Source organism: Nocardia jejuensis NBRC 103114 (assembly GCF_001613145.1).
GTDB classification, from domain to species: Bacteria; Actinomycetota; Actinomycetes; order Mycobacteriales; family Mycobacteriaceae; genus Nocardia; species Nocardia jejuensis.
The window spans coordinates 306,804-327,115 of sequence record NZ_BDBU01000002.1 but is presented as its reverse complement, the minus strand read 5'-3'; the positions used below and the strand labels follow the sequence as shown (position 1 = coordinate 327,115).

The following is a 20,312-nucleotide window of genomic DNA, read 5'->3' as shown; positions in this document are numbered from 1 at the left end:
ACATGCCGCCATACACACTCCCCGGTTCCGACGTCGGGCCTCGCAAGGCACGCGTACTCGGCGCCTGCGCGCTCGCGGTGGCGATCGCGGTGACGGTCGCATGGCGACTCGTCCCCGAGTCCGCACCGGCCGACGAGATCGGGGTCGCGCTGATCGTCAAATCCGTCGGCGAGGGCATCGGTCCCGGAACCGAAATCCGGCTCGACGGTGTGAGAGTCGGGACCGTCGACACCATCGACTTCGCCGGTGACGGCCGCCGAAAGATCGACCTGCGTCTGATCGGCTCGCAATTGTTCGGTCTCACCACAGGAATGACGGTGGATTACGTCCCCGGAAACCTGTTCGGAGTCAGCGCACTCGAATTACACGCCGCGAGCACCGGCACACTCCTGAGGAACGGATCGATCGTCGATCTGACCGGACCGGACTCCGGCCGAATTCGCGACGCCACCCTCGCCGCCCTGCTCAATTCCACCGGCGAACTCACCACCGATGTGCTCACCCCCCAATTGGCCCGCCTCCTGCGCACATTCGCACGCGACCTCGACGCGTTCACCCCGCTTCTGCAGGCGATCGGAACCACCGCGCGGTCCTACGCGGAGACCCGGCAACTACCGCCCTCGCTGCTGTTCGAGGAATTCGGATCGGCTCTGGCCGGACTCCCGCCGATGCTGACCGGCGGCCTGACCCTGCTGGACGCCAGCTACAACAACGGCTATCTGCGCGAGGAGGAACACATCGAGAAATTCGCGCAGATGTGGCCGAACATCCAGAACCAACTGCTGCCGGTGGTGACACAGCTGTTCGGAACCGCTCAACCCTATTTCGCCGGACTCCTGCCCATCGCCACGCTCGTCCTGGACCGGATCACCGGATCGGTGAGCGACCCGGCACTGGCCACACGACAACTTCGTGAACTGCTGGACCGGCTCGGCGGCACCTTCCACGACACACCCGACGGGCCGGTGGTCGACGTCCGCATCGACCTCGATCTGGTGCCGGGCGTGACCGGCCCGCTGACCGAGGCCCTCGGGCACGTTCCCGCTCCCGGAGGCGAGCGATGACCACACGCTCACTACTGCTCAGGATCGCGGTGGCCGTCACGGTCATGGTGGTGGTGCTGATCGGAGTCTTCCAGGTGATCGAACGGCCGGTATCGGGTGACACCGACACCTACACCGCGCTGTTCACCGATGCGAACGGCCTGCGCGCCGGCGACGATGTGCGCTTGTACGGGGTTCAGGTCGGCAAGGTCCGCGGCGTCGAACTCGACGGCGCACGGGCGCGGGTCGAATTCACCGTCCTGGCCGACCGTCCACTGTTCACCGACACCAAGGTCGCCGTCCGCTACCGCAATCTGACCGGCTTCCGGTACCTGGAGATTCGGCAGCCCGATCAGCCCGGCCACCGGCGAGAGCCCGGCACCGAATTCACCACCGCACAGACCGTCTCGGCCTTCGACATCACGACCCTGTTCAACGGACTCCAGCCCGTGCTGCGCGAATTGTCACCCGCGGATCTGAACCAATTCACTTCCAGCCTGCTCGCCGTCATCGACGGTGACGGCCACGGCTTGGGGCCCGCCCTGGACTCGATCGAGAAGCTGAGTCACTACGCCTCCGATCGCCAAGCGGTACTGGCCAGGCTGGTCGCCAACCTGTCCCAGATCTCCGACCACATCGGCGGCGACTCCGGCAATGCGATGAAACTGCTCGTGAGCCTTACCGATCTGTTCGTCGTCATCACCGACAAGCTGCCCGGACTCATCGACTTCTCCAACCGGATTCCACCGGTGCTCACGCCGCTGCGCAGCATGCTGACCGTCCTGGGAGTCACCGGTCGGCCGGGCACCGATCTCGATGCCCTTCTCACACAGGCTTTTCCGGATCCATACGACGCCGTCGCGGTGTTCGACCGCGTGCCCAGTCTCCTGCAGGCGATCACCGCCGCCATCCCGCGGACCGGACCGGACGCGCAACCCACCTGCTCACACGGGAACGCCGCAGCGCCGGAACCGCTTCGCGTCCTGATCGCCGGACAAAGGATCGTGCTGTGCAACTCATGAAACGGCGCACCCCGCGCGCGCCGGGCGAGCGTCCACGAGCACGAAACACCGATCTGCTCTGGGGAATCGGCGGGGTGAGCGCGGTGATCGTCCTGATCATCGCCATCGGCGTGGTGTACGTGAGCGGAACGACCCCGGAGAAGACCTACGCCGCGGAGCTGTCGCAAGCCGGAACGATCCGCGAAGGCGACGACATCCGGATCGCCGGAATCCCGATGGGCACGGTCACCTCGCTGACGCTGTTGCGCGACCGGGTGCGCATGGAATTCACGGTGCGGAGCGACGCCTTCCTCGGAGACGACACCGTCCTGGACATTCGCATGCTGACCCTGGTCGGCGGCTACTACGTCGCCGTCGAACCGGCGGGAACCGCGCCGCTGGGATCGCGGGTGATCCCGATGGAGCGAGTCACGCTGCCGTACAACCTCACTCAGGCTTTCCAAGACGCCGCGGATCCTGTCCGGCAGGTCGACGGGGACGTGCTGCGACAGAACATGGCGGCGCTGTCCTCCGCGCTCGGCACGAGCCCCGACTCGGTGCGAGCCGTCGTGCGGGCCGCCTCGGATCTGGTCGGCGTGATGAACCGGCAGAATGCGGAGATATCGCGCACGCTGTCCTTCAGCGACGAATACCTCACCGCGCTGCGAGCGAACTCGACCGTGCTGGCCACCCTGCTGACCACGCTCGGAACCCTGGTCAACCTCATCCAGAACAACAAATGGCAAGTCGCGCAGGCACTCGACGATCTGGCGGTCGTGCTGCAGGACCTGACACCCCTCGGGCGCGCCTGGGACGCGGGACTGAAGGAACGCGCCCGGCCGCTCGCCGATGCCATCCCCGCGCTCGAGCAGCTCGACGCCCGCCTCGGGGAGCTGCTCGACGCGCTGCACGCGATGGGACAGAAGTTGTTGCCGCTCATGCCCGCCGAGGGTGGGATCACCGTCGATCGGTCCAGCACCACGATCGGGCCCTCGGCCATCTGCGTTCCCGTCGCCGGAGGATCCTGCTGATGCTCGCACGCCTCCTCGGATCGCGCGCGCTGATGTCCGCCACGGTGATCCTCACCCTGGTGACAGCCGGCGCGGTCGTCCTGAAGATCAGCGATCCGACCCCCGCGACGCGCGGCTACTGCGCCGAAATGCCCGACGCCATCGGCCTTTTCACCGGCAGCGCGGTCACCGTCATGGGTATCGCGGTCGGCGAGGTGACCGATATCGAGCTCGACGGTGCGGCGGTGCGGGTGCGGTTCACCGTGCGCGCGGATCGCACACTGCCCGAGGACGTCGGCGCCGTCACCGTCAGCGACACCTTGGTCGCGGATCGAAAACTCGCGCTGATCGGGGCCGAGCCCACGGGCCCCGGCTGGAATCCCGGCCGGTGCATCACCCGGACCGTGACCCCCAAGAGCATGTCCGCGACCTTCGACGCCCTCGCACAGGTCGCGGACCAGCTGAACTCCGCCGAGGATCCCGCACAGCGCGATGCGCTGGGGTCCGGCCTCGACGCGCTCGACCGTGCGACCACCGGCACCGGCGGACAGATCAATTCGCTGATCGACCAACTCGCCGACGCGCTCGCGGCGCCCGACGCCGCCATCGGGCACCTCGGGCAGCTCCTGGACGCGGTCGCCGAACTGGCCCATCGAGCCCGCAACGGCTGGGGACAGGTGCGCGAGACCGTGACCGGACTGCCGCAGACGTTCGACGACATCAATGTCATCGCGTTCCCGCCGATCATCGATCTCGTCGACGCGCTGAGCAAGCTGCTGCCCCAGATCAACGACGTGGTGATGATGCTGGGCTCCCCGGCGCTGCGATCGCTGCGATCGGTCCCGAATCTGTCCCGCCTGCTGAGCGCCGGGGTCGGCTCGCTCGCGCAACTGATCGCGATGGTCCCGGCGATCGCGGGCGGATTCGCCACCGCGGCCGATCCGGTGACGGGCGGGACGATCATCGGTTACGCGGCGCCGAAACTCGCACTCGCACAACCGCAAACCCAGCAGATCTGCGCGGGGATCGAGGCGCTCACCGCACAGCGCTGCCCGATATCGGACGACGGCGCGGTCACCGTTCCCACGGTCGCGGCGCTGCTGGCGGCGGTGAGCGCCCGATGAACGGACTCACTCGACGAGCCCGCCGTGCGGGTGCGCGCGCTTGCCTCGTGCTCGCGGTGATGCTGGGCGCCAACGGCTGCGCCTTCCGGCCGTCGGAGATCGTGGTGCCGGGTTCCGGAGTCTCCGGTCCCACCTATCACCTGACGATCGAGTTCGCCGACGTGCTCAACCTCCCGCCCGGCGCCAAGGTCTTCGCGGACGGTGTGCGAGTAGGCCGGCTCACGCACCTGAGCCTGGTGGACCCCGTCTCCCCCACCGCGGCCGAGCCGGCGCGACGCGGGTACGTCGTCGCCGACGTCGTCATCCGCTCGTCGGTGCGACTGCCGGAGGGGACCACCGCGGCGCTCCGGCAGGAAACACCCCTGGGCGATGTGCACATCGCGCTCAGCGTCCCCCCGGACGCGAACGGCGCCCCGCTGGGTCCGGACGCGCGAATCCCGTTGTCCCACACCACACCATCGCTGCCGATCGAGGACATCTTCGCCGGACTGTCCACGTTCATCGGAAGCGGCGCGGTCACCGACATCCAGAGCATCGTCGACAAGATGAACGCGATCCTGCCGAAGGATCCGCGTGACACGGCCCGGATCGCGGCGGCACTGGGCACCGACATCGCCGATCTCGGCGACCACGTGCAGTCCCTGGACCGTCTGCTCGACGGGATCGGGGCGACGGTCGATCAAGGCCTGCAACACAATCAGCCGATGCTCGACGAGCTGCTGACCCCCTACGGCGCCCAGCACACCATCGACACCATCAATGCCGAGATCGGCGTCATCTTCGTCCTCACGGCGCTGGGACCGGTGGCGCCCAGCCTGCAATGGATTGCGCCGCTGCTCAATTCGCTCGACGGCACCGTGCGGGCGGCGGTGCCGATCCTGTTCGGCGCGCATCCGCTCGATCTGGACTCGCCCTCGAATCTGAAGCGGGTCGTGGACCTCATCCGGACCGAGATCATTCCGTTCGTGGATCGAGGCCCGAAGGTGAACGTCGTGGGTATTTCCGCGGGCCCGCGTCCACCGTCGGCCCTGTCCCCGGACGAACAGACCGACCGCATCGTGCAGACGCTGCGCATGATCGGAGTGGTGCGATGAACATCCGTGCGACGGTGTCGCTTTCGGCGATCGCCGCGGTGCTGGTCTTCGGCGTCGCGTACATGACGTTCGGGGTGCTGCACCTCGACCCGAGGCGCACCTTCATCACCGCCGAGATGCACCTGGACAATTCCGGTGGGCTCGGAGCGAACGCACCGGTGCTGCTGGCCGGGGTGAAGATCGGCCACACCGAACTGGTGAGCAAACAGGCCACCGGCGTGCTCGTGCGACTGCGCATCGAGAGCCGCTACCGGGTCCCGCTGTCCAGCGACGTGCGCATCGAACAACTCTCGGCGCTGGGTGAACCGTACGTGCAGTTCTCCCCGGTCGGCGATACCGGGCCGTACCTCGAGAACGGGCAGGTCGTTCCCGCCGCGCGGATCCGGACCCCGATGACCATCACCGAGCTGTCGGGCAAGGTGGTCGATCTGCTCGCCCAGATCAGACCCGAGGTGATCGCAGGCCTGGTGGGCACGTTCGACCAGGCCCTGGCCGACACCGATCCGGCGATCCACACGCTGGCGCGCTCCACATCCCTGCTGGCGGCCACCCTGCTGAGCCGGACCCAGTCGATTCGCCAGCTCTTCAGCGACATGCAGGCACTCGGCGGCGACATCGACTGGATGGGGCCCGCCCTGTCCACCGCCGGGCCGGAGTTCGGCGCGTTCGGCACGACGCTCAACAAGATCGTCGAGTCGGGCTCCGCTCTCGTCGAAAGCCGGCCGGTCGCAGACTATTTCACCGGCGACGGGCTGGTCCCGTTCCTGCGCGAACTGACGAGCTTCATCGAACAGATCGGCCCGACCGCCGCCCAGTGGGCACCCGTGCTGGAACCGGTCGTCAGGGACGCGGTGAACCGAGCACCGACGCTGGAGGTCAGCGCGCTGATCGCCCAGGCGCTGCAGAGCGTGGACGCCGACGGCACCCTGCGCTTCCGCATCGGGGTCAAGTGACCAGAGCGTGTGCGGCGCAACACATCTGCTGAAAGGACCCGACATGTCGACTCCGACCGACACCTCCACCGACGCGGAGACCACCGGCCAGGCCGGGCCGCGCGCGCGAGCGCGCACGGTGTCGATACGACTCTCGACCGTGGCGACCGCCGGGGCGGTGGCGGCGGCGCTCATCCTCGCCGCGGTGTTCGGGAGCCTGTACCGGTCCGCCGAAAGCGAGCTCGCGCAGCGTGATTCCGCGGCCGCCGACGACCGGCACGCGCAGGAGGTCGCCACGAACTACGCGGTGGGCGCCTCCACCATCGACTACAAGGACACCAAAGCCTGGCTCGCCCGGCTACAGGCCGGCACCACCGCCCAATTGGCCGCGAAGTTCGACGCCACGGGTCCGCAACTCGAGCAGATTCTGCTGCCGCTGCAGTGGACGTCCAAGGCGACACCGCTGTCCTCGACGGTCGTCTCCGAATCCGGGGGCATCTACAAGGTCAACACCTACCTCACCGTGACCTCCACCAGCGCCCAGACGACCGAGGGTGCGCAGACCACCGTCACGTACTCGCTGACCCTCGACCGCAACGCGGACTGGAAGATCACCGACGTCGGCGGTCTGCAGAACGCGCTGCCGGCCAAATAGCGTCCACGGCCGGCCGATCGAAATGGCGCGTGGCACGGGAGCTTTCACCGCCCGGCCCAGTCACCGGATCCGATCGGAACATTGTGATGGACCGATGTCCCTGATACTGTCCAGACACATGTCCAGCCTAATGTCTTTCCGAGCGGGTCGTCCGATTCGGAGCCGGAAGGACGCACTACCGAATTCGAGGTGCGCCTGATGCCTTCGGCCGCTCTGGAGCCGTTCACGTTCGACCCGTACGACTACCGATTCCACGACGATCCGTATCCGACCTACGAGCGCCTGCGCACGCGGAGTCCGCTGTACCACAATCCGGAACTGGACTTCTGGGCGCTGTCCCGCCATGCCGACGTCGTGGCCGGCTTTCGCGACAACGTGCGCCTCTCCAGCGCCATGGGCGTCTCCCTGGACCCGGCCGCCTGGGGCCCGCACGCCCACAAGACGATGTCGTTCCTGGCGATGGACGATCCCCGGCACGTGCGGATGCGCCGGCTGGTGTTCAAGGGATTCACCCCGCGCCGAGTCAGCGAGATGGAGAACCGGGTCCTGGAGCTGACCCGCGAACACCTCGAACCGGCGCTCGCGCGCGGATCGTTCGACTGGATCGAGGATTTCGCGGGAAAGCTGCCCATGGACGTGATCTCGGAGTTGATGGGCGTTCCCGCCGCCGACCGCGCGGAGATCCGCCGGCTCGCGGATCTGGTCGTGCACCGTGAAGACGGCGTGCTCGACGTCCCCGCCGCCGCGATCGACGCGTCCCTGCAACTGATCGTCTACTACAGCGAGATGGTCACCCGGCGACGCGCGCAGGGCACCGAGGATCTCACCTCCGCGCTCACCGAGGCCGAGATCGACGGCGACCGCCTGACCGATGAGGAAATCATCGGATTCATGTTCCTGATGGTGGTCGCCGGAAACGAGACCACCACCAAACTCCTCGGCAACGCGCTGTATTGGGCCGCGCGCACCCCCGGTGAGTACGCCAAGGTCGTCGCGGACCCGGACCTGGTGCCGGACTGGGTGGAGGAAACCCTGCGCTACGACACCTCGAGCCAACTCGTCGCGCGCAGCGCCGCCGTCGACATCGAGATGCACGGGCGCACGATTCCCGCGGGGGCGAAAGTGCTGCTGCTCATCGGATCGGCCAATCGAGACTCCGACGCGTTCCCCGACGCGGACGTGTTCCGGATCGACCGCCCGGAGAAGAGCGCGCTCGCCAGTTTCGGCGCGGGAGTGCACTTCTGCCTCGGAGCGCACCTGGCGCGGATGGAGGCCACCATCGCCCTGCGCGAATTCTCTTCGCGCGTCCGCGATTACGCACTCGACGAGTCCGGAATCGTGCGCGTGCATTCCACGAACGTGCGCGGCTTCGCCGCGCTGCCCATCACCACGGAGATCGCCTGATGCCCCGCTTCGCCCCACACCCCGAACGACGCCCGGCCCTGGTGTCCGGAGCCTCCTCCGGCATCGGAGCCGCCACCGCCGAGGCGCTCGCCGAACTCGGCCACCCGGTCGTGCTGGGGGCCCGCCACCTCGAACAGTGCGAAGCACTGGCGGCGAAGATTCGTGACAACGGCGGCGAAGCCCTCGCGCACAGCCTCGACGTCACCGACACCGCCTCGGTCGATCGGTTCGTCTCCGCCGCCGAAGCGGCATTCGGGCCCACCGAGATCCTGATCTCGAGCGCCGGAAGCCTGGTATTCGGACTCGTCCACGAACTGACCCCCGAGCAATTCTCCGAGCAGGTCGAACTGCACCTGGTGGGCCCGCAACGACTCGCGCACCGGGTCCTGCCGGGCATGATCGAGCGCCGGCGCGGTGACTTCGTCTTCGTCAGTTCCGACACCGCCACCGCGCCGCGCCCGCGCTCGGGCGCGTATCCCGCGGCCAAGGCCGGCGTCGAGGCCCTTGCCCGGCAGCTGTGCATGGAACTCGAAGGCACCGGCGTGCGCGCCTCGGTGGTGCGTCCCGGGCCCACCCTGACCGCCATGGGCACCGACACCACCGCCGAGATCATCGGCCCGGTCCTCGAGGACTGGCTGGCCTGGGGATTCGCCCGCCACCCGGAGATGCTGCGCGCGGCGAATCTGGCCTCGGCGATCGTCGCGGTCGTGTCCGCACCCCGTGGCGCACACATCCAGCTCACCGAGGTGCAGCCCGAAGCCCGCGTTCGTTCCACACCCCTCGGGAGCGACCGATGAGAATCGTCGCCGATCTGGATCTGTGCCAGGGCCACGCGGTCTGCGCCGCGGAAGCGCCCGAGGTGTTCACCGTCCCGAACCGGGGCAAAGTCGAGGTTCTCGACACCGAGCCCGCACCCGCGGCCCGCACGGCGGTCACCGACGCCGTGCGCTACTGCCCCACCCAGGCGCTGTCGATCATCGACGGCGACCAGCACCGACCGACAACGCTGTCACGAAAGGACAACCACCATGGCTGATTTCGATCGCGCCGAACTCGACGAGATGGTGCAACGCTGGCTGAAGGCGAACGAGGAGGCCGAGCTCGCCGGAGATTGGCGCCCGCTGGCCGAGTTCTACACCGAGGACGCCACCTACGGCTGGAACTACGGGCCCACACAGGAATTCATGGCGGTCGGGCGCACGGAGATTCGCGATATCGCGCTGGGCGTGGAGATGCAGGGCCTCGAGGGCTGGACCTATCCGTACCAGCACGTCGTGGTCGACGAGCGCAGTGGCGACGTCATCGGACTCTGGAAGCAGATCGCCGACGCCACCCGCGCCGACGGCAGTCACTACAGCCCGCAGGGTATCGGCGGCAGCTGGTTCCGCTACGGCGGCGACTTCCAATGGTCGTGGCAGCGTGACTTTTTCGACTTCGGCAATGTGAGCGCGCTGTTCCTGGAGATGATCACCGACAAGACGCTCTCGGCCGGGATGCTGCGGCGCATCGAGCGCGCGACCTCCGGGGAGAAGCTGCCCGGCTGGTACCCGATCGGCACCGCACCGGTGCCGCTGTGGTGAACCCCGATCCCGAACGGCGCAGCGCCTACGCCGACCTGAGCCGTGCCCAGTTGGCGATCCTGGTCCCGGAACTGCTGTTGAGCGGGCACCTGATCGACCGGTCCGGCATGGCGCACAGCATCGCCGCGTTCGGTCGCGAAGGCATGACCGCGATCGCCATCGAGGAATGGCAGGTGGCCAGCCCCGCCTACACCCGCCGCATGCAGCGCGCCCTGCGGTTCACCGGCGACGGGGTCGAGACGATATTCAAAGGGCTGCAACTCGATATCGGCGCACCACCGCAGTTCATGGACTTCCGGTATCGGATCCACGACCACTTCCACGGTGAGTTCTGGCTCGACCACTGCGGTGCGCTCGCGGATGTCGAGCCGATGGGTGAGTCCTACGTGAAGGCGATGTGCCACGACATCGAGGACCCCACCTTCGACGCCACGGCGCTGGCCACCAACCCCCGCGCCCAGGTGCGACCCATCCACCGGCCACCGCGGGTACCCGCGGATCGCCATCCGGTGTGCGCCTGGACCGTCACGATCGACGACTCGCACATCCCTCCCCCCGTCCCCGCCAATTCCGACCTCATCGCGAATTCCGCGGCGGCACAGGTGGTGCTGGACCCGATCGATCCCGGCGACGACGGCCACGGGGACTACTCCGGCCCATTGCTCAGCGATCTGCGCTTCGGCGACTTCTCCCGTTCCGCGCTCATCCGCATGGCCGATGAGGTGTGCCTGCAACATCATCTGCTGACCCTGGGGTTCCTGATCGCGGTGCGCGCTCGCGCCGAGAACGGCGACGCCGCCGCTATCGGGCGCAAACAGTTCGCGGGCATCGCCGGCCTCACCTCCGAACGGCTCCGCCTCGCCCTGGACCTCGGCGACGACGATGCCGCTCTGGCACAGGTGCTTCGTCTGCATCCCGCGTGGAATCCACTGCGCTACACGGGCATACGGGTGGACGACGACGGTGGCCAGGTGCGACTGCGGATCCCCGCACGCAGCGGCGCGGTGCACGACCGGGCGTGGCCCTCCCTGATCGATGCCACGCACCTGGCCCCGCTCGAGGCCATGGCGCGCGGGGTGAATCCCCGCTTCGCCGCCCACGTCATCGCCGATACCCCCGACGAGCTCGTGGTCGGATTCCGGCAGGCGGACACACCTTTCACCGAATCGGGCGAGGTCGCCATCACCCGGTTCAGCACCGGAGCCGACTTCCGATTCACCGACCGCGGCATCCCGCTGCCGCTGACCGTCCTCTGACAGCGCCCCATCTGACAGCGCCCCCATGAAAGATGAGTTGCCATGGCGTGTAACTTCGCCGACCTGTTCGAGCACGCGGTCGACGCGATGCCCGAACGCACTGCCCTGATCCACCACGACCGCCGCATCACCTATCGAGAACTCGATATTCGGGCCAATCGTCTTGCCCACCATCTGCTCTCGCTCGGTGTGGGCCACGATGTCCACGTCGGTTTCCAGATGCACAACGGCATCGAGACCATGGAGACACTGATCGCCTGTTACAAACTGCGGGCGGTTCCGATCAATATCAACTACCGCTACGGCGCCGGTGAGTTGCGGTACCTGTACGACAACGCGGACCTTCGGGTCCTGCTCTTCCACCGCAGCTACAGCCCCGCGGTCGAGGAGGCGCTGGCGCACTCGCCGCGAGTGCGGCACGCCATCGTCGTCGAGGACGACCTCGGCAGCGATCATCTCGATACCGCTGCGGCACAGTACGAATCGATTCTCGCCGAGTCCACCGAACGCCCGGTGTTCCGGCGCAGCGCCGACGACCTGTTCATGATGTACACCGGCGGCACCACCGGCCTGCCGAAAGGGGTCATGTGGCGGCAGGAGGACATGTGGCGGGTTCTGGGCGGTGGAATCGACTTCTACACAGGCGAACCCGTCGCCGACGAATTCCAGCAGTCCCGGGTCGGCGCCGTGACCGACCCGAGCGCGTGGCTGGTGCTGCCCCCGCTGATTCACGCCGCCGCGATGATGCCGACCTTCACCGCCCTGTGGAGCGGCAACACGATCGTGTACGAATCGCGTTTCGACCCCGATGCCGTCTGGCGCACGGTGCAACGGGAACGACCCGCGGTCATGGTGATCACCGGCGACGCGATGGCGCGCCCCCTGCTGGCCTCCTACGACGCCACCTCCCCCGACGCCACCTCACTGGTGGCCATCGCGTCCGGGGCCGCGATGCTCTCGCAGCCGGTGAAGAATCAACTGCTGGAACGGTTTCCCTCGGCGGTCGTCTCCGATTCGATCGGATCCTCCGAGACCGGCTTCGGCGGTATCGGCTTCGCCACCAAGGACGACGACCCGACGCGGGGTCCGCGCGTGCAGACCGGCAGGGGCGCCACGGTCGTGGACGACGCGGGCCGGGCCGTCGCGCCCGGCCAGGAAGGCTGGCTGGCCAAGACCGGCGCCGTGCCGATGGGCTATTACAAGGACACCGAGAAATCCGCGCGCCTGTTCAAGACGGTCGACGGCGTCCGGATCGTGGTGACCGACGATCGTGCGCGCGTGGAGAGCGACGGATCGATCACCCTCATCGGACGCGGCAACATGGTGATCAATACCGGCGGGGAGAAGGTGTTCGTCGAGGAGGTCGAAAGCGTCCTCAAGGCGCATCCCCGCGTGTTAGACGCGGTGGTGGTCGCCAGACCGCACGAGCGATGGGGGCAGCAGGTCGCGGCCGTCCTGTCGCTGTGTGCGGGAACCGATCCCGATTTCGAGTCGATCACCGCGCATGTGCGCTCACACCTCGCCGGATACAAGGTGCCGCGCACCCTGTGGATCGCGGAGACCGTCTCACGCTCCCCCAGCGGCAAACCCGACTATCGATGGGCCACCGATTACGCGGCGAGCCGCGCACCCGACCACGAGGTCACCACAGCGAACTCTTCGCCCCGCTGAGCAACCCCGCGAGGCCGGGCATAACGCGAGTCCCGCGCGATGCCCGGCCGCGGCACGGCAATTCCACGGCATACGCGCGTCGAATTGTTCTGGACAGCTGTCGGTAGTAGCATTCGGACATATGTCCACACCGGTACCGCACAATCTGGAAGCGACGCGGCGACGCCTGAGCGGCAAGCAGGCCGAAACCGTCGAACGGCTCACCAAAGCCGCCGTCGTGGTCCTGGCGCGGGAAGGCTACGCGGCCACGACAATACGGTTGATCGCCGCACAGGCGGGTGTGGGCACCGCTACCGCCTACACCTACTTCTCCTCCAAGGAGCATTTGATCGCCGAGGTGTACTGGCGGCGGCTGGTCGCGGCGGCGCCGCCACCGCTGCCCGACGCCGATATCGCCACCCGGGCGATCACCGTCCTGCGCCAGGCGGCCACGCTCGTGGCCGACGAACCCGAATTGGCCGCGGCGATGAGTCAGGCGCTGCTCGGCAACGATGCGGACGTCGACCACCTGCGCCTGCGCATCGGCGGCGAGCTGCGCACCCGCCTGCTCGACGCCGTGGGCCAGGAGAACATCGAGAACCTCGAGTACCTGGAACTGCTGTACTACGGCGCGATGCTGCAGGCCGGAATGGGTCACCTGTCCTACGCCGACGTCGTCGATCGAGTGGAACGGTGCGCACACCGCCTGCTCTCGTGAGCGGCGGGGCGCGGCCTCAGATCAACCCGGCGACCAGATCGATCGTGCCGAGGTGGCGGATGGCGTGGCAGCCGCGCCGGATCATGGTCAGCATCATGTCGTCACCGCGATCGGTGGCCGCGGTGAACGCGTAGCCGAACGTGGTGATCAGCGGAATCTGCAGCATCCCGATTCGGTAGTCGGTCCAGCACCTTTCGGCCGAGTACTCGCCGATGCCGTACCCCAGCACGCGCCGCCGATAGGTCTCGACCAGCTGTACCTCCGAGCGCTCGCGCGCGTCGGATTCCATGCTCGTGCCGAGGAAGTAGGCCAGGTCCCGCGCGGGCAACCCCACCGTGAGCGTCTGCCAGTCGACCACGGTGACAACGGCTTTCGCCGGATCGAACAGCAGATTGTCGAGCCGGTAGTCCCCGTGCAGCAGACAGAACCGTTCGTCGTCCAGCCCCAGCCATCCCTCCACCAGGTCCGCCGACGCGGCCAGCACGGCGCGATCGTCCCGATCGATCCGCGTACCCAGCCCCGACAGTGTTCTCTCCCACGCGATCCGGGCGAGCTCACCCATTCCGCGGGCGAAATCGGCGTCGGCCTTGGGCATCGCGATACCGTCGAAACCCACCCACGCGGGATCGCACCATCGGGGCCCGTGCAGACCCGCCAGCGCCTCAACGGCCAACCGCGCCTGCTCCTGACCGCACCCGCGCACCTGGTCGCCCTGCACCGCCGGCGTCAGATCCGACACCACCAGGACGAATTCCGCACCGTCACCGGCGATATCGCAATGAAAGACCTGTGGCACCGGCACGTCGAGGGTGTGCGCGACCCGGGTGTAGAACGCGTGCTCCGCGCGATAGCCGAGCGCGACCCGCTCGCGAACCTCCGCGTGCTGCGAGGGCAGTTTCGCGACGAACGAGGGTGGCAACCGCGTCGGCCCGGCATAGACCGGAGTGACCCGATAGGTCGCGCCGGTCTGCCCGGTACCCACCGGATCGACGCGCACGGACGAAATCCGCTCACCCAGCACCGACCCCAGCCACTCGGCGGTGATCTCGGAAGGTGTCGAGGGCAAGGAATTCGAGCCGGCGCCTTCGCTCGTGCCGACAGCGGATGTGTTCATGATTCTTCCCTGGTTGCTCGGGGTCACGGCGTATCGGATCGGGTCCGGTGGGCGGGTCGCAACAGACGTTCGGCCCGCGCCGCCGCCATTCCGTGGATGAGCCATCGCACGGTCGTGGCGAACACGCGGGGATCGTCCCACTGACCCGGTGCGGCGATGTCGGAGATCGTCATACTGACCGTGACGTGGGCCAGAATGCCGCCGATCTCGATGGCCTGGCTGTGGCTGAAGCCGTCCCGCTCCAGCACCACCAGTAGCCGATGCACGTAATCCACGACCACGGCGCGGTCCGAGATGCTCATGAGGCGGCACAGTTCCGGCTGATCCAGCAGCGCGCCTCGCAGTGCGGCACACCAGGATTGGGCCGCGACCTCCCATGCCGCGTCCGCGTCGAACGCGATCTCGAGGTCGGCGAACGCGCGCGCGACCACCCCGCGCACCAGTTGTTCGGCGGTTCCGACCTGCTGGTACAGCGTGCTGTTCGAACACTTCAGATGTGTTGCCAGATTCCGTATGGTCAGCCCGCCCGCACCCTCCTCGGTGAGGATCCGCAATGCCGCGTCGAAGATCGCGTCGGAACTCAGCAGCGGCTTCGGCACTGGCGGGCACGTCCTTTCGCCGCACGGTCGGCGCGGAGAAACGACGTTACTTTAACGACCGGCTCACTTTCACCGGAATCGCCGGATCAGCTCTCGTCTGCGCGCTCGACCGCGAAAAGTGCGTTACCCGAACAGGTTTCCCGTCGCGAAGCTGTCAGTTCACGAATTCGCACACGATCGAGAAGTAACGCTGTTACTTTGTTGTGCGAGCGCGCCGCCCGCCCGGCGCGCGAGCCGCTCCACACCCCGCATCGGCCGTCTCGCTGCCGAATGTGCCGCGGCGCAGGACATTTCCAGGCAAGGAACACTCATGCAGACCACCTACGACGAACTCGGCTTCTATCTGCTCGCCGGCGCCGGAGGTGAGGGTCCCGCCGCGCTGATCGAGCAGGCCCGGCGCGGCGAGGAACTCGGCCTGGGGACCGCCTTCGTGTCCGAGCGCTGGAACGTGAAGGAGGCTTCCTCGCTCGTGGGCGCGGCCTGCGCGGCGACCACCCGGCTCCAGGTGGCCACCGCGGCGACCAACTGCAACACCCGCCACCCCCTGGTGACCGCCTCGTGGGCGACGACCGTGCACCGGCTTTCGGGTGGGCGATTCACCCTCGGAATCGGTCGCGGCGTGGGGGCGATCCACTCCGCGTTCGGCATTCCCGCGGTCACCACCGCGCATATGGAGGATTGGGCCCGGGTCACCCGGCGACTGTGGCGCGGGGAGACCATCATCGACCACGACGGGCCGATGGGCCGCTACCCGGTGCTGTTCCTGGACGCGGACTTCGACGAGGAGATCCGGCTCGCGCTGGTGGCTTTCGGGCCCAAGACCCTGGCGCTCGGTGGCCGCGCCTTCGACGACGTCATCCTGCACACCTATTTTCCTCCGGAAACGGTGCGGCGCTGCGTGCGCACGGTGAAACAGGCAGCCGAGCGAGCCGGGCGCGATCCCGCGGCGGTTCGGGTGTGGTCGTGCCTCGCCACCGTCGGCGACCATATCCCCGAAGCCGAGCGGCTGCGCAAGACCGTCGGGCGCCTGGCCACCTATCTGCAGGGTTACGGCGATCTGCTGATCCGCACCAACGAGTGGGATCCCGCTGTCCTGCAGCGCTTTCGCGCCGACCCGATCGTACGATCGGTGCCCGGAGCGATCGATGCGAAAGCCGGTGCCGACCAGCTCGAGCACATCGCGACCCTGCTACCGCCGGAGTGGGTGTCGGTCGCCGCGACGGGAACGCCCGCGCACTGTGTCGCGCGGATTCGCGAGGAGTTCACCCACGGCGCGGACCGGGTCATCCTGCACGGGTGCACCCCGGACGAGTTGGCGCCCGTCGTGGCCGAATACGGTGTTCTGTAGTAACGTCCGGACAGCTGTCCGAGTAGGTGGAACGTGACATCGCGATCTGGGAGAAACCATGGCCATCGTCCGAAATGCACAGGAAATCGACGGGCGCCGGCGACTGGCCCTGCACAGTCCCGTGGATCGACGGCCGATCGCCGAATTCGATGTCGACGACCGTGACGATGTGCGCAACGCCGTCACCCGGGCCCGTGCGGCGCAACCGGATTGGGCCGCACGCGATATCGGCGAGCGCGCCGCGATCATCGGCCGGGCGATCGACGTCATCGTCGCGCGCCGCGCGGAAATCACCGACACGATCCGCGAGGAGACCGGCAAACCTCACGCCGAGGCCCTCGGGGTCGAGATCGTGCCCTCCTGCGATTTCCTCAACTACTGGACCAAGCGCGCCCGTCGGGATCTGCGGCCGCATCGACAGCGTTTGCACGGCTACCTACGGCCGATGAAGAAGCTCCACATCCAGTACCAGCCGCTGGGTGTGGTCGCGGTGATCACGCCGTGGAACGCCCCCTTCGTCCTGACCCTCAATCCCGTGGTCCAGGCTCTCCTGGCGGGCAATACCGTCGTGTTCAAACCGTCGGAGGTGACACCGCGATCGGGCGAATGGGTGGCCCGGATCCTGCACGAGGCGGGAGTACCGCGGGACGTCGTGCAGGCGCTGCACGGTGACGGGGAAACCGGTGCCGCACTGGTGGATTCACCCGTCGACAAGGTGTGCTTCACCGGCAGCGTCGGAACCGGACGCAAGATCGCGACCGCCTGCGCCGAGCGTCTGCTGCCGTGCACCCTCGAACTCGGCGGCAAGGACGCGATGATCGTCTGCGCCGACGCCGATCTCGAACGTGCCGCCGCCGGAGCGGTGTACCTGTCGATGTTCAACACCGGCCAGGTGTGCATGAGCGTGGAGCGGATCTACGTGATCGACAGTGTCGCAGACGAATTCATCGCGCTGGTGCAACGCGAGGCCGCCGAGGTCACCTGCGGCGCCGGCGCCACCGATATGGGACCGCTGTTCTGGGATCGCCAGCGCGACATCGTCACCGCCCATGTCGAGGATGCCAGGACCCGGGGTGCGCGGATCCTGGTCGGTGGTTCCGCGGTCGCGGGCGAGGGCTTGTACTTCGAGCCGACCGTGATCGCCGAGGCGAACCACGACATGCTGATCATGACCGACGAGACGTTCGGTCCGGTCGCCGCGATCATGCGCGTCCGCGACGAGGACGAGGCGATTCGACTGGCGAACGACTCCCGGTACGGGCTCAGCGGTTCGGTGTTCACCAGGGATCCCGCCACGGCCCGGCGCATCGCCGCGCGACTGACCACGGGGTCGGTCGTGCACAACGACAGTGCCGTGATCTACGGCGTGCCCGAGGCCCCGTTCGGTGGTCGCAAGGACAGCGGGGTCGGCCACGTCAACGGCGTTCACGCGCTGCGGGGCTTCACCCACGCGCAGCCGGTGTTGATCACCCGCCGCCGCCCGTCCCGCGAAAGCATCTGGTACCCGTACACGGACAAGACGATTCGCGATCTCGACGGCCTGATCCGCTACGGCTTCGGCAACAAACTGCTGCGACGCCTGCTGTCCTGAATCCCCGGCCGGATCACGGCCGCCTCGCCGGGTGTCAGACCGCCGGGCGGGGCCATTCGCGACCCGTGCGACGTTCGATGTCGAGGTTGAACCGCTTGAGATACGCGGCGAAAGCGGTGGCGTCCTCGACGGACCAGTCCTGCACGATCGACTGCAGGCCCGAGACGATGGTCGTGCGTTCGGCGTCGAGTCGGTGCTCGCCGGTGGGTGTGACCCGGAACTTGCGGGCCACACCGCCGTCGGGGTCGGCGATGCGCTCGACCAGACCGGCGCGCATCATCGCGGCGGTCTGGCGGTTGAGGGTGGAGGAGTCCAGTCCCAGCGCTTCGCTGAGCTGCCCGATCGACATCGGACCGGTCATGTGCAGGCGACTCAGCAGAATGTAGGCGCTGCGCTCGAGGTAATCGCCGCCGCGGGGACGCTGCGCGAGACTGTGCCGGCCCAGCAGCATCGTCTCGAACTCGATCGCCTCCACGGGCTCGTCCATGCCAACCATCGGCCCAGCCTAAACGTCCAGCTTCTGCAGGCGGGTGACCGCGTTGTCGGCGATCAGCGCCCTGCGCACCGGAATGGCCAGGGCGATCAGCGCCGCCACCACCGACACACCGCACCCGATCAGGAACACCGTGCGGAAACCCTGTTCGGTCGGCACCGAATGGCCACCGACGGTGACACTCATCTGTGCCAGCACCGCGCCCACGACCGCCGCCGAACTCGATGTGCCGATCGAACGCATCAGGGTGTTGAAACCGTTGGCCGACGCGGTTTCCGACTGCGGCACCGCGCCCATGATCAGCGCGGGCATCGCGCCGTACGCGAACGCGACGCCGGAACTGCAGATGATGGTGACGATCAGCAACCCGGCGAGCGAATGCATCAACCCCACAGCGGCTGCGCCGTAACCAAATCCCATGACTATCGCGCCGACCGCCAGGGTGAACTTCGGGCCGCGCAGCGCCGACAGTTTCGCGCCCACCGGGGAGATCAGCATCATCATGATGCCGCCCGGCGCCATCCACAAACCCATCGCCATCATCGACTGCCCCAGCCCGTAGCCCAGCGCCCGCGGCAGCTGCAGCAATTGCGGAACACTCAGCTGCAGTGCGTACATGCCCACTCCGACCGACACCGACGCGATATTGGTGACCAGTACCTGCGGACGCGCGGTGACCCGCAGATCCACCAGCGGCTCGGCCGAGCGCAGCTCCCACCAGCCCCACACCAGCAGCAGCACCACCGCCGCGGCGAACAGACCCAGGGTGCCGGCACTGCTCCAGCCCCAGCTCGCGCCCTTGGACACCGGCAGCAGCAGCGCCACCAGACCCGCACCGAGCAGCAGTGCGCCGGCGGCGTCGAAGCGCCCGGACGGCCCCTCGGCGATCCCCTCCGGCACCACCAGGACGATCAGCGCCGCAGAGATTCCCACGAGAACCGCTGCGACCCAGAACAACACGCGCCAGTTGCTGTACTCGGTGACCGCGGCCGCGAGCGGCAGTCCCAGCGCACCACCGATTCCGAGCGAGGAGCTGATCAGGGCGATCGAGGAGCCGAGCTTCTCCGGAGGCATCACATCGCGCAGCAGCGCGATCGCCAGTGGGATCGTGCCGACGCCCAGGCCCTGCAGACCGCGGCCGATGATCATCGGAATCAGCGCACTGGACAGCGCACACACAATCGAGCCGACCGCCAGCGGCACCATGGACGCGATCAGCATCCGCTTCTTGCCGAACATATCGCCGAGTCGGCCCGCGACCGGTGTCGCCACCGCGCCGACCAGCAGGGTAACCGTGACCACCCAGGTCGCGTTCGACGCGCTGGTGTGCAGGATCTGCGGGAACTGACCTAGTAGCGGCACCACCAGCGTCTGCATCAACGATGCGACGATGCCGGTGAAGGCCAGCACCGCCAGCGTGGCATTACCACGCGTTTCGGGCTTGTTCACGGTTCTCCTCTACACGGAATGTGCATAATGCATACGATATGCATGATGCATACCGGAGGCGAGTCACGCAACCTGTGTGACCCAGTTCGCCGACCGAGTCCCGCCGAACACCGGCCTCGTGCACGAACGCTCGCCCCGATCAGATGGACATCGCCTCGGGCGGACAATGTCGGCCCCGTGTCTTTCGCGAATTCATCGAAAGCGGTTCCGCGCGCTGAGAATCCGACCCGGTCGCGAACCGAGACCACGCG

General features: G+C 67.7%; 20 protein-coding genes. 16 read left to right on the top strand and 4 right to left on the bottom strand.

Annotation, left to right across the window (positions count from 1 at the left end):
- The first annotated feature begins 2 nt into the window (after positions 1–2).
- From NJ1_RS01975 to NJ1_RS01910, 14 genes are all read left to right on the top strand, one after another.
- Positions 3–1,064: an MlaD family protein gene (locus tag NJ1_RS01975; RefSeq protein ID WP_067686448.1), complete on the top strand. Its 1,062-nt coding sequence runs from the start codon at positions 3–5 to the stop codon at positions 1,062–1,064.
- Positions 1,061–2,065 (top strand): MlaD family protein, encoded by a 1,005-nt coding sequence (locus tag NJ1_RS01970; protein ID WP_067686445.1) that lies wholly within the window; start codon positions 1,061–1,063, stop codon positions 2,063–2,065. Before NJ1_RS01975 ends, NJ1_RS01970 begins: the two co-directional genes overlap by 4 nt.
- Positions 2,062–3,075 carry an MlaD family protein gene (locus NJ1_RS01965; RefSeq protein ID WP_067686443.1) on the top strand — a complete coding sequence of 338 codons (1,014 nt, stop codon included), beginning with the start codon at positions 2,062–2,064 and terminating at the stop codon, positions 3,073–3,075. Before NJ1_RS01970 ends, NJ1_RS01965 begins: the two co-directional genes overlap by 4 nt.
- The gene (locus NJ1_RS01960; RefSeq protein WP_067686440.1) at positions 3,075–4,178 is read left to right on the top strand and encodes an MlaD family protein; all 1,104 of its coding nucleotides are present in this window, start codon (positions 3,075–3,077) and stop codon (positions 4,176–4,178) included. The genes NJ1_RS01965 and NJ1_RS01960 overlap by 1 nt, the downstream gene beginning before the upstream one ends.
- Positions 4,175–5,272 carry an MlaD family protein gene (locus NJ1_RS01955; RefSeq protein ID WP_245717172.1) on the top strand — a complete coding sequence of 366 codons (1,098 nt, stop codon included), beginning with the start codon at positions 4,175–4,177 and terminating at the stop codon, positions 5,270–5,272. The genes NJ1_RS01960 and NJ1_RS01955 overlap by 4 nt, the downstream gene beginning before the upstream one ends.
- Positions 5,269–6,225, top strand: a complete 957-nt coding sequence (locus NJ1_RS01950; RefSeq protein WP_067686437.1) for an MlaD family protein — start codon at positions 5,269–5,271, stop codon at positions 6,223–6,225. Before NJ1_RS01955 ends, NJ1_RS01950 begins: the two co-directional genes overlap by 4 nt.
- Before the next feature lie 43 nt (positions 6,226–6,268).
- Positions 6,269–6,859, top strand: coding sequence for a hypothetical protein (locus NJ1_RS01945; protein ID WP_067686900.1), 591 nt, complete (start codon positions 6,269–6,271; stop codon positions 6,857–6,859).
- 198 nt (positions 6,860–7,057) lie between these two features.
- Positions 7,058–8,263 carry a cytochrome P450 gene (locus tag NJ1_RS01940; RefSeq protein WP_067686898.1) on the top strand — a complete coding sequence of 402 codons (1,206 nt, stop codon included), beginning with the start codon at positions 7,058–7,060 and terminating at the stop codon, positions 8,261–8,263.
- Positions 8,263–9,060, top strand: a complete 798-nt coding sequence (locus tag NJ1_RS01935) for an SDR family oxidoreductase (RefSeq protein ID WP_067686432.1) — start codon at positions 8,263–8,265, stop codon at positions 9,058–9,060. Before NJ1_RS01940 ends, NJ1_RS01935 begins: the two co-directional genes overlap by 1 nt.
- Positions 9,057–9,299, top strand: coding sequence for a ferredoxin (locus tag NJ1_RS01930; protein ID WP_067686424.1), 243 nt, complete (start codon positions 9,057–9,059; stop codon positions 9,297–9,299). The genes NJ1_RS01935 and NJ1_RS01930 overlap by 4 nt, the downstream gene beginning before the upstream one ends.
- Complete coding sequence (locus NJ1_RS01925) at positions 9,292–9,843, top strand: Cif family virulence factor (RefSeq protein WP_067686422.1); 552 nt, start codon at positions 9,292–9,294, stop codon at positions 9,841–9,843. Before NJ1_RS01930 ends, NJ1_RS01925 begins: the two co-directional genes overlap by 8 nt.
- A complete protein-coding gene (locus tag NJ1_RS01920; RefSeq protein WP_067686420.1) occupies positions 9,837–11,099 on the top strand; it encodes a hypothetical protein in 1,263 nt (420 codons plus the stop codon). Before NJ1_RS01925 ends, NJ1_RS01920 begins: the two co-directional genes overlap by 7 nt.
- A gap of 42 nt (positions 11,100–11,141) precedes the next feature.
- Complete coding sequence (locus tag NJ1_RS01915; RefSeq protein ID WP_067686417.1) at positions 11,142–12,770, top strand: acyl-CoA synthetase; 1,629 nt, start codon at positions 11,142–11,144, stop codon at positions 12,768–12,770.
- Between the two features lie 121 nt (positions 12,771–12,891).
- On the top strand, positions 12,892–13,467 hold the full coding sequence (locus NJ1_RS01910) for a TetR/AcrR family transcriptional regulator (RefSeq protein ID WP_067686414.1): 576 nt from the start codon (positions 12,892–12,894) through the stop codon (positions 13,465–13,467).
- 16 nt (positions 13,468–13,483) lie between these two features.
- On the opposite strand, the gene NJ1_RS01905 is transcribed toward NJ1_RS01910, so the two are convergent.
- The gene (locus NJ1_RS01905) at positions 13,484–14,581 is read right to left on the bottom strand and encodes a phosphotransferase family protein (RefSeq protein ID WP_067686412.1); all 1,098 of its coding nucleotides are present in this window, start codon (positions 14,579–14,581) and stop codon (positions 13,484–13,486) included.
- Between the two features lie 23 nt (positions 14,582–14,604).
- Positions 14,605–15,180, bottom strand: coding sequence for a TetR/AcrR family transcriptional regulator (locus NJ1_RS01900; RefSeq protein WP_067686409.1), 576 nt, complete (start codon positions 15,178–15,180; stop codon positions 14,605–14,607).
- A gap of 310 nt (positions 15,181–15,490) precedes the next feature.
- Between NJ1_RS01900 and NJ1_RS01895 the strand changes: the two genes are divergently transcribed.
- Both NJ1_RS01895 and NJ1_RS01890 read left to right on the top strand, forming a co-directional pair.
- Positions 15,491–16,528: a TIGR03857 family LLM class F420-dependent oxidoreductase gene (locus NJ1_RS01895; protein WP_067686407.1), complete on the top strand. Its 1,038-nt coding sequence runs from the start codon at positions 15,491–15,493 to the stop codon at positions 16,526–16,528.
- Between the two features lie 58 nt (positions 16,529–16,586).
- Complete coding sequence (locus NJ1_RS01890; RefSeq protein WP_067686405.1) at positions 16,587–18,119, top strand: aldehyde dehydrogenase family protein; 1,533 nt, start codon at positions 16,587–16,589, stop codon at positions 18,117–18,119.
- Between the two features lie 34 nt (positions 18,120–18,153).
- Here the strand turns inward: NJ1_RS01890 and NJ1_RS01885 are convergent, their stop codons facing one another.
- Together NJ1_RS01885 and NJ1_RS01880 are read right to left on the bottom strand one after the other, a co-directional pair.
- Positions 18,154–18,615: a MarR family winged helix-turn-helix transcriptional regulator gene (locus NJ1_RS01885; RefSeq protein WP_339380937.1), complete on the bottom strand. Its 462-nt coding sequence runs from the start codon at positions 18,613–18,615 to the stop codon at positions 18,154–18,156.
- A 9-nt stretch (positions 18,616–18,624) separates the two neighbouring features.
- Entirely contained in the window at positions 18,625–20,061 is a 1,437-nt protein-coding gene (locus tag NJ1_RS01880) for an MFS transporter (RefSeq protein ID WP_067686400.1), read from the bottom strand.
- Between the last annotated feature and the right edge of the window lie 251 nt (positions 20,062–20,312).

What these genes read in the sequence shown, in the direction of transcription:
- NJ1_RS01975 (WP_067686448.1), top strand. Translation starts at nt 3, where the DNA reads ATGCCGCCATACACACTCCCCGGTTCCGACGTCGGGCCTCGCAAGGCA.
- NJ1_RS01970 (WP_067686445.1), top strand. Translation starts at nt 1,061, where the DNA reads ATGACCACACGCTCACTACTGCTCAGGATCGCGGTGGCCGTCACGGTC.
- NJ1_RS01965 (WP_067686443.1), top strand. Translation starts at nt 2,062, where the DNA reads ATGAAACGGCGCACCCCGCGCGCGCCGGGCGAGCGTCCACGAGCACGA.
- NJ1_RS01960 (WP_067686440.1), top strand. Translation starts at nt 3,075, where the DNA reads ATGCTCGCACGCCTCCTCGGATCGCGCGCGCTGATGTCCGCCACGGTG.
- NJ1_RS01955 (WP_245717172.1), top strand. Translation starts at nt 4,175, where the DNA reads ATGAACGGACTCACTCGACGAGCCCGCCGTGCGGGTGCGCGCGCTTGC.
- NJ1_RS01950 (WP_067686437.1), top strand. Translation starts at nt 5,269, where the DNA reads ATGAACATCCGTGCGACGGTGTCGCTTTCGGCGATCGCCGCGGTGCTG.
- NJ1_RS01945 (WP_067686900.1), top strand. Translation starts at nt 6,269, where the DNA reads ATGTCGACTCCGACCGACACCTCCACCGACGCGGAGACCACCGGCCAG.
- NJ1_RS01940 (WP_067686898.1), top strand. Translation starts at nt 7,058, where the DNA reads ATGCCTTCGGCCGCTCTGGAGCCGTTCACGTTCGACCCGTACGACTAC.
- NJ1_RS01935 (WP_067686432.1), top strand. Translation starts at nt 8,263, where the DNA reads ATGCCCCGCTTCGCCCCACACCCCGAACGACGCCCGGCCCTGGTGTCC.
- NJ1_RS01930 (WP_067686424.1), top strand. Translation starts at nt 9,057, where the DNA reads ATGAGAATCGTCGCCGATCTGGATCTGTGCCAGGGCCACGCGGTCTGC.
- NJ1_RS01925 (WP_067686422.1), top strand. Translation starts at nt 9,292, where the DNA reads ATGGCTGATTTCGATCGCGCCGAACTCGACGAGATGGTGCAACGCTGG.
- NJ1_RS01915 (WP_067686417.1), top strand. Translation starts at nt 11,142, where the DNA reads ATGGCGTGTAACTTCGCCGACCTGTTCGAGCACGCGGTCGACGCGATG.
- NJ1_RS01910 (WP_067686414.1), top strand. Translation starts at nt 12,892, where the DNA reads ATGTCCACACCGGTACCGCACAATCTGGAAGCGACGCGGCGACGCCTG.
- NJ1_RS01905 (WP_067686412.1), bottom strand. Translation starts at nt 14,581, where the DNA reads ATGAACACATCCGCTGTCGGCACGAGCGAAGGCGCCGGCTCGAATTCC.
- NJ1_RS01895 (WP_067686407.1), top strand. Translation starts at nt 15,491, where the DNA reads ATGCAGACCACCTACGACGAACTCGGCTTCTATCTGCTCGCCGGCGCC.
- NJ1_RS01890 (WP_067686405.1), top strand. Translation starts at nt 16,587, where the DNA reads ATGGCCATCGTCCGAAATGCACAGGAAATCGACGGGCGCCGGCGACTG.
- NJ1_RS01885 (WP_339380937.1), bottom strand. Translation starts at nt 18,615, where the DNA reads ATGGTTGGCATGGACGAGCCCGTGGAGGCGATCGAGTTCGAGACGATG.